Source organism: Leptospiraceae bacterium (genome assembly GCA_015075105.1).
GTDB lineage: Bacteria > Spirochaetota > Leptospiria > Leptospirales > Leptospiraceae > JABWCC01.
In genome coordinates this window covers 533,385-545,369 of record JABTUZ010000002.1, presented here as the reverse complement: position 1 = coordinate 545,369, position 11,985 = coordinate 533,385, and the positions used below count along the sequence as shown (strand labels likewise).

The 11,985-nt window shown below is 31.7% G+C and carries 9 protein-coding genes and 1 tRNA gene; 3 read left to right on the top strand and 7 right to left on the bottom strand.

Annotation, left to right across the window (positions count from 1 at the left end; genetic code table 11):
• Positions 1–67: 67 nt before the first annotated feature.
• The 4 genes from HS129_12505 to HS129_12490 form a co-directional block, all read right to left on the bottom strand.
• The gene (locus tag HS129_12505) at positions 68–676 is read right to left on the bottom strand and encodes a DUF1318 domain-containing protein (protein MBE7412857.1); all 609 of its coding nucleotides are present in this window, start codon (positions 674–676) and stop codon (positions 68–70) included.
• Positions 666–3,680: a hypothetical protein gene (locus HS129_12500; protein ID MBE7412856.1), complete on the bottom strand. Its 3,015-nt coding sequence runs from the start codon at positions 3,678–3,680 to the stop codon at positions 666–668. Before HS129_12500 ends, HS129_12505 begins: the two co-directional genes overlap by 11 nt.
• Positions 3,681–3,725: 45 nt before the next feature.
• On the bottom strand, positions 3,726–4,067 hold the full coding sequence (locus HS129_12495) for an STAS domain-containing protein (GenBank protein ID MBE7412855.1): 342 nt from the start codon (positions 4,065–4,067) through the stop codon (positions 3,726–3,728).
• Between the two features lie 181 nt (positions 4,068–4,248).
• Complete coding sequence (locus tag HS129_12490) at positions 4,249–4,725, bottom strand: hypothetical protein (GenBank protein MBE7412854.1); 477 nt, start codon at positions 4,723–4,725, stop codon at positions 4,249–4,251.
• Between the two features lie 116 nt (positions 4,726–4,841).
• On the opposite strand from HS129_12490, the gene HS129_12485 reads away from it, so the two are divergent.
• Entirely contained in the window at positions 4,842–8,669 is a 3,828-nt protein-coding gene (locus tag HS129_12485) for an N-6 DNA methylase (protein MBE7412853.1), read from the top strand.
• Between the two features lie 3 nt (positions 8,670–8,672).
• On the opposite strand, the gene HS129_12480 is transcribed toward HS129_12485, so the two are convergent.
• From HS129_12480 to HS129_12470, 3 genes are read right to left on the bottom strand one after another with little or no spacing between them, the layout of a single operon-like run.
• Positions 8,673–9,602: a histone deacetylase gene (locus HS129_12480; protein ID MBE7412852.1), complete on the bottom strand. Its 930-nt coding sequence runs from the start codon at positions 9,600–9,602 to the stop codon at positions 8,673–8,675.
• A gap of 39 nt (positions 9,603–9,641) precedes the next feature.
• Positions 9,642–10,034, bottom strand: coding sequence for a hypothetical protein (locus HS129_12475; protein MBE7412851.1), 393 nt, complete (start codon positions 10,032–10,034; stop codon positions 9,642–9,644).
• Entirely contained in the window at positions 10,031–10,564 is a 534-nt protein-coding gene (locus tag HS129_12470) for a hypothetical protein (protein ID MBE7412850.1), read from the bottom strand. The genes HS129_12475 and HS129_12470 overlap by 4 nt, the downstream gene beginning before the upstream one ends.
• A gap of 31 nt (positions 10,565–10,595) precedes the next feature.
• On the opposite strand from HS129_12470, the gene HS129_12465 reads away from it, so the two are divergent.
• Both HS129_12465 and HS129_12460 read left to right on the top strand, forming a co-directional pair.
• The gene (locus tag HS129_12465; protein ID MBE7412849.1) at positions 10,596–11,612 is read left to right on the top strand and encodes an NAD(P)-dependent oxidoreductase; all 1,017 of its coding nucleotides are present in this window, start codon (positions 10,596–10,598) and stop codon (positions 11,610–11,612) included.
• 299 nt (positions 11,613–11,911) lie between these two features.
• A tRNA-Pro gene (locus tag HS129_12460) sits at positions 11,912–11,983 on the top strand.
• Positions 11,984–11,985: the final 2 nt, after the last annotated feature.

The following is an 11,985-nucleotide window of genomic DNA, read 5'->3' as shown; positions in this document are numbered from 1 at the left end:
GTATTTTAAAGAAAATAAATTTTTTGAAAAATTACGTTGTATGTATATAAAAAAGATTAAATAGGCACTATTCTTTTTTTGACCACTTTCCTTTTGCGGACTCGTAATATTCTCCAGGGGTTATTTCTCTATAGTAGGTCAATGATAGATTTTCCTTTAGCACTAAAATCTCTTTAGGGGAAATATTTTTTTTCTTTTCTTGTTCAATTCTGAAATTTACTACTTTCTCTCTTGCTTCATTTATGATTTTGACGACTTCATCAATGCGTTTTACCATTTCTGCTGTAGAGTAATCTGCATAAAATTTGCTTTCTTTTACAAGAGGATTTCTCCTAACGCTTCCATCCAATCCTTCTCCAAGAATACCGTGCCTCTTATATTTTTTTAATTCACCTGTAAAATACGCTATTGTACGAAGGGAAATCATATATTCGGGATCAGAAAATTCATCTCCTGATGATTCCTTTTGCCATGTTTCCGAGCCTGAAGATGAAGTTTTAATCGAGGCAATGAGCCAGCCATTTTTTTCAAGCTCTTTGTCTTCGCCCACCATCTGCTTTTCTGCCGAAGTTTGAGTTTGTGTAAAAGTAATTGGTGGCGGCTTCAAGCTCAAACACCCTAAAGAAAAAATTACTCCTAATAAAATTATAAACAATAGTATCGTATTATTTTTCATATTTTGAAATCTCCGAGCCTGCTCTTTTTAAAAAATTTGCAAGAGGCATTCTTTCTTGACTGATTTTATTGTTTTCAATATTCATAAACATTGCAGATAAAAGAGAGCCTTTGAAAAGTATCGTAGCGTATACTAACCCTTTGGAAAGTTGGACATCCATCTTATCCACCGAATAACTCCCGACAATATAATCCGTTAAAATATTTTGAGGGCTAATCACATTCACTGCACTTTTACCAAAATCTTTTCCGATTTGAAAACAACTAAAAAATAAATTTAGATTACTTACTGCATCGCTCAAGTTTCTTCCAAATATATTCATATCTGCTTTGATTTTTCCGTCATCAATTTTTTTTCGGGATGCTTCAGGAAGGAGTTGTTTAAGATCTATATCCCGTATTTGAAGAGTAGTAGAATACTCCATTTTTTCAGGCTTACCTTCCCCTACATTGAAAAGTACGTCTTTTCCATAAATAACTCCATCGAGCATACGAATTTTCATTCCGTTTAAAAAGAAATAATTTTCTTTGTAGTCTAAGTGCGTTTCAAACCCGGGAGTGTTCCCGATATTTTTTACATACTCAAAAACTATACCGGTGATATAGGGGTGAGGTCCCGTGATTTGATGAATTGTAAAATTTGGTGGAGGGGTCTGTCCGTAGGTTCTTATAAATCTGGACTTGTCTCCTTCTATTAATTCAGGTGTAGTTCTTTTTTGTAAGTCGTGCTCGAAAGGAAAGTCCATATTTATTTTATTCACTAAATAAGTTTGGCAATCTGCACCCGGACACTTCCCTTTTGAAAAGGCAAAATTTGTATTCTTAGAACGAATATACCCTTTGATTAAGAAATCTTTTAGTTTAGTATAAATTTCCATTTTTCCGAGAAAAGAAATTCCTTTTAACATATATTGGGACTTATCCGAGCTAAGAGAAATTTTTACGTCTAAGTCAGGGTAGTAAACTCCAAGAGGCGCAGGGAAATTGGGATCTCCTTTGAATAGAACTCCTTGAATTTGCCCGGTAACTAAATTATTGTACGCAGAAAAATCAAATTTTGGAATTTTAATCGTTGCATTTTTATCGTCGAGCAAATGCGCTTCAAACCTTGTTTTAAAATCTTTTAGCTCAAACGCAGGTAGCCCTATAACCAAGTTTCCGGCATAAACTTGATTTCCTTTTTTAATAGAATATAAAAAATCTCCATCTAAGACTTGCGTATTTCCGTAAGACTCACGAGAAGACACAATTGCATCTCTGGAGCTTAAAGCCAATGTAGGTATGAGATTGGTCAAGTTTGTTTCCACTTTCATACTCTTTGCATCCAATGTAAACCCGCCAACCAGATTCATCGAGCCTTTTGTGTTAAGAGTGAGTGCAACGCCACCATTTTGATTTTTCAAAATAGTTTTCATGTTGTTTAGCAAAATATCAGTAAGCTGGTAGTTTTCTTTAAAAATAAGATTTCCATTCAACCAAAAGTCTATAAAATGCGCGCCGGATATACTGTTTCCGGCAGTGTACCTGTATGAATCAAGGTATAGATACAAATCTGTAGAAAGAATAGAAAAATATTTCCCTTTGAGATTAATTTTACCTTTCGTCGTTCCGTATTGGGAAGATACAAAAGTGTGAAGATTAACTTTATCAAAAACAATATTTAAGTCTATAATTTTTCCGATAGAAAACTCTCCATTAATTTTTATATCAGCCCCGTTGTAATTTAGATCTAACTTAGAAATATTTAAAGTTTTTATGTAAGGCAAAGGATTGGCCGCACTCGGTTTTGTATTAGATTGAAAATCTAAACTTGTAGAAAATTGAAAGTTTAAATAAGATACCTTATGAGGAGAGCTTTTACTTTGAGAGTAGATAAGATCTTTTATGGAAATCTCACCGACTACATTCATGTTATTAAGAGAGCCTGTGATTTTTAAAGGAGCAAGGCTGATGACTCCTGCAAGCTTCATAGAAGGCATTCCCGGTAAATCGTTTAAAACCTTAGAAACCGGGTCTAAATTCATAAACGACTTATTGATTTCAAAATGAATATTTCTTTCCTTTTTTAATGCGTTAGTTACTTTGCCGGAAGACCCAATCCAAACATCCTCATTAAAATTTACTTTTAATTCTTTTAGAGATAGAATATCTTCTGTTGGCTCGTACTGCAAATCGTAAGACAAGCCAAATCCAAAAGGTGCGACAAGTTTATTTTTAACAGAAATCGGAATAGACTTAGCACCGATATCCATTTTGGAGGAAAATAGTACAGGCTTTGTTTTTGCGTCTTGAGATAGTGTCCAAGTCAGATGAAACGGATTTTTTAGTTTCTTAGAATTATCTTCAAATAAAACCTTGATTTCTTTATCAGGGTTTAGACCAATTTCTAATCTATCGAAAATAGTCACAATTTGTGTATTTAACGGAATTGAATTGATTCTTTTAGTATCAAGAAGAAATCGAAAAGTAAACCCGTCTATTTTTGCATGAAAAAATTTCTCGCCTTTTTCTTTTTCGATGCTAAGATCCATATCATGGATTATGAGTTTTAAAAATGCACTTACAGGAATATAGGTTTTGATTGAGTCGGAACTTTCCTCTTCTGTTTCTTTTTCTTCTTTTTTTATTTCAGGCTTGCTTTCAGAAGGAAAAAGAGTCTCCACGTTCCATTTTTTATTTTTTTCTATTAAATTTATTTTAGGAGCGATTAAAGCGATCTCAGAAAGTTTCAATCTTCCCAAAAATAGAAGAGGCAGGTTGTACTTTACAGCGATCCTTTCGGCTTCAAATATTTTATTTTTTCCGAAGTCTTCACCTGAAAAAATAGAAACTTTTTTAATTTCCAATCCATAAAATAAAGAAAACCGAGATACATTTCCAGAATAGCTTCCAGTAGAGTAATTCTTAAAAATATAGGAGACTAAAAAATCACCCGTGAAGGAATTAAAAACCAGTTTGTAAAAACAAAAGACAAGAAAAAGAATAATAAAACTCTTCTTCTTCAAAATCCTTACAAATGTTTCTTGTATTCCCTCAATATTCAAGCTACGCTAAAAGTCGAAAGACTCCAAAGCCTCATCTGCTGTTTTAAAAATTTCAAATATACTGGCAAGTTTTGTGATTTCCATTAAATTTTCAATATCAGAATTTAAGTTTGCAAAAACCATCCTGCCTTTCAGACTATCCACGTGTTTGTAGATATTTAAAAAAATACCAAGACCCGCAGAATTGATAAAAGGAACCTTTTTCAAGTCAATAATAAATTTCGGAACTACACCTTTCTTTATGTATTCTTCGATTTTCTCTCCAAGCTCGAATTCATTGCCTGCTTTTATGGGACCTTCAATTTTAAAAATATGAACGTCGTTTTTAACTACTACTTTTATTTTCATAACCCTTCAAATACATAATTTAGATATGGTATAATGACTCACTTTGATAAATTGTAAAGTAAAATTTCAAAAAAATAAATTCATTTTTGAAAAAAAATCCACTTTCAATTGTTATGCAAAAAAGTAAGTCTCTTTCTACTTAAAAATCATATTACAAAGAATAGAAAAGAATACAACTATCTTATTTATGATGCTTGGTTGCCTCATGAAAATGCAATTGAGACTTGCTCTCATTTGAAGGGGGGAGATGAACCACTTCAGTAACTAATTCTCTTCTAAACACTATTGTAATTTCTCTATCCGGATCAGATGTTTTAGTACGACGACTAACCGGCCTTTTATAAACAAATAGGTCATAATCAGGGCCGTTTTTCAATCTTTCATCTGGCTCACCTAAATAATTAATAACGTAGAGTTTATTTTTACTTTGCAAAGAATCTTTAATATTTTGACGAAGCAGAATAGAAGAGCCAAAATCTTGGGTTGAAGCAAGTTTTTTATCCTCGTAGCTTTCCTTTGTCTTTTTTAAAAGCTCTGTACACTTTTCTTTATCTTTCACTGTTTCAAGGCAATCTGTGTATAGTCTATCGTCTGCAAACGAATATGAAAATGAGCCCATAGAAAAGAAAATTACAGCTATCGCAAAAACATATTTCATCGAAAAATAACCTCTAGGTTAATTATTTGACTATAATTTTATATAAAAATTCTACAAAAAAGGAAAAAAATTATCCCGATAGTAAATCCGCGTTTATTTTTGTGAAATTTTAAGTGATGATATATTGCTTTTTTAAAATTCAATATTTAGAAATTGACTTTGTATTAACTGTGCTCATTATGTCTCAAGTGAAAACAAAGGATTTCTTAAATTCAATCATTCGGATTTTGAAAGAAGATAGATTCCGATCTAAAGAGAACAAACCTGTTAACTTCACAGAATATGCTATCTTAACAGATTATAATCGAAAGTATAAGGGTGATGAAGACTCTGTAGTAACGCCAATTTTATTAAAAATCTTAGATTTGCTTGGCTATAAATCTGGAGTAAATCTTATTCAGCAAGGTACCAAAGGAGGAGATAAACCAGACTTCAGAACGTTTAGAAATAACTTATTTCTTTTAGATGCAAAATCCACAGGGATTGAAATCAAACCTATTTCTTCCAACACTACAGAAACTTCTTACAATCAAATCTCCAGATATTTAAGATCATTTGAAGGCTATAAATACGGTATTCTTTATAATTTAGTCAGCATTGAATTTTATCTAAGGGATTATGATATAAATGGTAATTTTGTTATTAAGCATTTACCAAAAAAAATTAATTTTATAAATCTTTACAATCAATTTCATCAGGATGACTTTTCAGGCGAAGACTACGAGAACTTTCTATGGTTTATTGAAAATTTTAAATATCACGAGATTGATAGATCTCAATTTACAGAAGAAATCAAAACAAGACAAAAAGAAGATTTAATAAAACCAGATAAAGATCTGTTAAAAGCAACTATATATAATACGTTAAGCGCAATCAATGTTGATATAAAAAATCAAGTGGAGCGAATTACAAAAGACAGCTACGACTGGGAGCAGCTTCACTCCGAATTGCAAAAAATCAGTTTTGAATTTAAGATAAGAAACGAAGAAGACCAAGAATCAATTTTACTTGAGGAATTTGTTAAGCAAGCCTCTTATGTGCTACTCATTAAACTCATTCTAATTAGAATTTTGGAGGACAACAACCTCATCCCGATTCATTTATACAACGGAGGATTTAAATTAAAAACAGAGCCTCCCTTTAGTCTTACGCTAAAAAGAATTCTAAGAGAATCCAACATTGATGCAAGCGATATTATACCAAGTTTTTTTGAGGAGAGTGTTTATAATTTTGTAATCGAAAATGAAGACACATTTATAGAAATTCTTTTTGAATTAAGTAAAATAAATTTTTCAGAAATTGATTTTGACTTGATTGGCGATTTATATGAGCACTATCTAAATTATGAAGAACGAAAAGAAAAGGGGCAATACTATACTCCTCACTATATTGTAGAATTTATTTTAAATCGGGTTGGATTCTCGTTTAAAGATTTGTCTAAGATAGAAAATAAAACTTTATTAGATCCGGCTTGCGGATCAGGCGGTTTTTTAGTTGAGGCAGCAAAACGAATCAGAATGGCTTCTTTAAACACAGAAGGTCAGGCGAAAATTCATATTGCAAACAATTTATTCGGAACAGAATTGACTGCATTTGCTCATTTTCTTTGCGAGATAAACTTAATAGTACAAATTTTGCCTTTAATAAAAAATCTTGAAAAAGAAGCCCAAAAAAAAATCCACACATTAAATGTGTATAGAAAAGACAGTCTTTTGCAGATTTACAACCATCAGGAAATAAACGGAGAAACGGCTACGCCAATTGACTTGAGCGTCACTGCCTCTCCTAAGGAAAAGAAATTTATTTCCTTGATAAATAAGAATGATTTTGATTTTGTAGTCGGAAATCCTCCTTATGTCGGTGAAAGCGGTCATAAGGATATTTTCAAACCGCTTCAAACCCACAAATATTGGAAAAATTTCTATCAGGGAAAAAGTGACTACCTTTACTATTTCATAATACTTGGCTTAAGTAAATTAAAAGAGGGCGGAAGATTTTCTTTTATTACAACACAATACTGGCTTACCGCAGATGGAGCCAGCCAGTTAAGAAAATATATCTTAAACAATGCAAAGATAATAGAGATAATTGATTTTAAAGGGATTAAGCTATTTCCTGAAGCGAAAGGACAGGAAAATATTGTTTTTGTTTTAGAAAAATGTAGCGAAGAGAATGAAAGAAAAAATAACAAAATTAAAATTATCCAGTTTCAAAAAGACTGGATATTAGACCCCACCGAGACCTTAACTACAAAAAAAACTGTTATCAAAAATTTTGATAGATGGCAAAGCCTCTTATTAAATAAAGAACAATTTGATTTATTTGCAAACCCTGATAGATCAAGTTTTTTACTTGGAAATTTTAAAAGAGAAGAAATTGCAGATGTGTATTATAGCGTAAATTTACAAGGTGAACTAGACGAGAATGCTTGGTATATTTATAAAAAAGAAAAAGACTCCATTCAGATTCATGGAAATATTGTAGAGTTGCAACAGTTTTGTAATGTAAATCAGGGGGTAGTTCCAGGTCCCGTTGATACAAGAAAAATGATTAATAAATTAAAATCTTCTAAGATTAAGGAATATAAAATAACAGACAATGAAGGAGTATTTGTTCTTTCAAAAGAAGAAGTCGAACATAAATCTATTGAAAAAGAATTGCTTTATACGTTTTATAAAAATTCAGATATTAAAAAAGCATTCTTAAATTTCTCTTCAAATAACTTTTTAATTTACACACCAAAAATTGATAAAATATCAAATTTTCCAAAATTCAAAAATCATATAGAAAAATATACGGATTATTTAGAAACAAGGAGAGAGGTCGAGCAAGGAAAAATCCGATGGTTTGATTTGTGGTGGGCAAGAGAAAAGTCTCTCTTTGAATCTGAAAAAATCATGATTTCCTATCGTACAAATACAAATAGTTTTGCTTACACAAATCATCCTTTTTATAGCGCAACAGATACTTACTACATAAATAAAAAAGATAAAACAGAAGAATCTTTGAAATACATATTTGGAGTGCTCATTTCAGATCACGTTTTGAATTGGCTAAAAAGTGGTAATTGCAAAATGAAAGGAAACTCATTTGAATTATTTACAACCTCTGTTTCTAAAATCCCAATTCCTAAGATCGATTTTTCCAATATACGAGAAAAAGAAATACACGATTTTTTAGCAGGAGATTATAGGACTTTAAAAGATACAACTCAGTTCAAACATAATAAAACAAGTAACACATTCATTAAAGAGAAAGGGTTGGTTGACTATATTATAGAATGGACAGGAGAGCTATATTCCTATAAAAATCTTGGTTTTGAATTTGATATAGATAATAAAAATATCAAAAATTTAAAATATGATTATCAAATTATTGCAAATTCACTCTCAAAAGAAATAGAAATTCAAACCGCCGAAAGAGTTACGATATTTGATAATCATATAAACGATTTAGATTCAATAAAGAACAGCTATATTTATTTTGGTGAAGTTCCTAAAAATTTTCTCATCAAAGATGTCTTGGAAATAGCCGGGGAAGGTTACTCGCTTATTGAACCGGAGAATAGATTAAAGAAACATGGATTTAATCACAACATTCAATTAAAACTAAAGAATAAAAAAATCATCTCACTTGAAATTCGCGGCACAAACCTAGCAAAGTTCTTATTTGATGAAATGCAAAACCAATTGAAAGTTCGTAAAGAAATTTCGTGGGATGATTTCAAAAAAATAATTCTACCTAACAAAGAAATTGCCAAAAAAATATCAGATATTTCAAACTCTATCCAAATTAAACTTATCCAGTTAGATAATAATTCTTTTAATAGTGTGGATAAAATTATTAACAACCTTGATATTTTGGAAGTAAAAAATAAAAATAATCTGAATTTTGCTTATTATGTATTAAATTCTTTAGTAAAGGAGTTGTATAGCGATAATTAAAAATCATCCTACTAGTACTGCAATATGAGACTCAACACATTCTGCAAGTGCTTTTAAATCGTATCCACCTTCTAAAAATGAAATTAGCCGATTGTCGCAATGCTCACTCGCCTTTCTTTTCATAAAGATAGAAAATTTTTCAAAAGCTTTAGTACTCAAATCCATTCCACCTAAAGGGTCATTTTTGTGTGCGTCAAACCCTGCCGAAATCAAAATAAAATCAGGAGAAAAGGAATCTATCTCCTTTTCTATGAGTTTATCAAAGGCAGCAAGATAATCGGAGTCGCTGCTACCTGAAGAAAGAGGCACATTCAAATTATAGCCTAACCCATTTCCTTTTCCCTTACTCGTCTCTTTTCCTGTTCCGGGATAGAACGGATACTGATGCAAAGAAATAAAAAACACGCTATCGTCATCGTAAAATGAACGCTCTGTGCCATTGCCGTGGTGTACATCCCAGTCTAAGATTAAAATTTTTGTAAATCCAAGGCTTTGTATATAGCGCGCTGTGATAGCGATATTGTTAAAAATACAAAAACCCATAGCGTGGTCATTTTCTGCGTGGTGACCAGGAGGCCTTACAATAGCCATACCATTTTGAATTTCTTTACTCGTTATTAAATCAGCTAAAGTGATACCGGAACCTGCCGCTAAAAATGCTGCGTTATGCGACATCTCCGAATAAGGAGTGTCTAAATCAAAATACCCCCTTTTCCCAGATATTTTCTCTACGCTTTGAATATAAGACTCGGTATGAATCTTAGCAATGTCGCCTAACTTTGCAGCTTGAATTTTTGGTTGAATCAAGTCTTTATAAAAACTTGAACTTTGCAACCTCTTTTGAATAGAAGTTAGCCGGTTGGAGTTTTCAGGGTGAGAGTTACCTGTGTCGTGCTCCCAAAATATTTTGTCAAGACAAATTGCAGTAGCCATAATCAATAAATTTTTATGTTTACTGTAAACGTAATGCTTCTAAATATCCTTAAACAACTGAATTAAATCTAAAGGAATAGTAATTTGTCTTTTTCTGTAAGTTTTTTTGTATGGCTTTTTATACTCTTTGTGGCAGGCTTTACAGGATTTTTTAAAACTATCGTAGTCTTTTCCTGCAATAGCTTTTGAAGTAATCTCAGTCCATTTTTCTTTTGCTTCAGGTAGAGCGAGATTGGGAATTTCTTTATATACTCTTTCAAGATATTTTATATCGCCATTTTTTTTGGCTTTTTCAATCGCAACTTCGGTAAAATCTTCCATGAAGTCGTGAAGATTCATTTCTTTTCCTGAACTTTGTGCAGTTATATTAGAAAACAAAGTCAAAGAAAAAATCCCTACTAAAAGAAAAACAGAAAATAAAACTTTATTCAAATTCTAACCTCTGAAGATTTTAATTCTGGTGATACCCAGCCACGCATTTCAAAGACGCGTAACGCACCAAACAACACTACAGTAAAAAATAAATCTCCAATTACACTGTTTTGAAAAAATGGAATTGCGAGAGTGTATGCCTGAATTAGTCCACCAAGGTTTTGAGGATACATTCCTGTTGTTAAAAATACAAAAAAATTGGTAATTAGAAAAAATAAAACAGAGCCAGATAAACTCATTCCAAGAATTCTCAAGGCGCTATGTTTTTCCTTGATTAAAGAGCCTAAAAATACCATGAGTAAAATACAAGGATAGACCACCCAAATTAGAGGATGAAAACCTATTATGAAGTCACTTACAAGCATAGCAAGAGTAGGAATGAGAAGAGCTTCCAATTTTTTAGGCAGAACAGCTCCTGCAAAAAGTGAAATAGCCATAATTGGAGTAAAATTAGACGGATGCGGAAGTATTCTACTAATCGCAGCCAAAAAAATCATTGCAGAAATTGTAAGAAAACGAGAATTAATCATTTGAGTCAGCCCTCTTTTAGAATCTATTCCAATGGTAAAAAAAATCACTCAAAAGTCAAGAACTTCCTCTAAAATTCATTCTATATTAATTACCGGTGGAAGCGGGAGTATCGGAAAAGTTTTACTTCCAAAGTTGATAGACCATTACAAAATTTATGCACTAGGTCGTAAGGTGAAAAACTTCCCGAAAGATATTTGCCTAAACAAAAATTTTCATTTTATAGAATGTGATTACCAAAATGTAAAGCATATATCGATTCACGAAAAAATAGACTGCGTTATCCATCTTGGCGGGCAAGTAGCAGGCAAAAGTATTTCTTTTGAAGACTATAAAAAGAGTAATTTAGATTTTACTAAGATACTTTTAGAATTTGCAAAATTGAAAAGCGTAAAAAAATTTATTTTCTCAAGCTCTGTGTCTGTTTACGGTAAAAACAAAAAAGAAAAAATCACAGAGGACTCTAAATTAGAAGGAATCTCCGATTACGCAATATCCAAGATACTCGCTGAAAATATTTTATTGGAAAATAAAAAAGTACCGGTAACAATTTTTAGAATAGGATCTGTTTACGGAGAAAACAATAAAAGTTTTATAAATAAATTAATACATCTGATGAAAAAAAGAATAATTCCTTTTTTAAATTATGGGAGAAATAGTAAAAATTTTATCTATATAGGCGATTTAGTTGAATATTTTCTACTCGAAATAAAAAAAGATAGAAAGTCAAACATTATTTTCAACATCGTAAACCCGGAAAAAGTAGAGTACCCTAACCTTATTCGACTAATCCAAAAAAACCTTTCTGGGTCGGTGTATTTAAAAATACCTATCTCTAAATTTTTATTACAAACAGTTTCTAACTTTAATAGAATTGCCTTTTTTTTCAAACTAACTAAAACAAAATATGTAATTGATTTAAGCCCATTAACCGGATCTCAAGAAATCTCTGCAACGAAAGCCATCCAAGAATACAGATACTCTCCAAAAGTACAAATCGAAGAAGGGATAGATAGGCTATTGAACCAAAATATAAAATCAAGTTCATAAATTTTTTCTTTTATATTTTCATACGCCAAGAAATTACAGTTCCGCCTAACGTCCCATGTTTCACATTTTGCACACTGTGTGCAAAATTGGTAAATTTTTTTTCAAAACTTGGGCTTTAAAAAAATTATATGAAAGCCATTTTTTCCTTATATTTATTTGCTTTTTTCCATTATCCTCCCTTTTAACTTCTGGAGCTTAGCTTATTTTGGATTCCCTAAAATTTTGATTGCATCTGAACTATGGCAAGTTTAACATAAAAATTCTTTACAGAAAATTATGGGACAAGAAGATACACCAATCGGGGTGTAGCGCAGTGGTAGCGCACTTGTCTGGGGGGCAAGTGGTCGCTGGTTCGAATCCAGTCACTCCGATT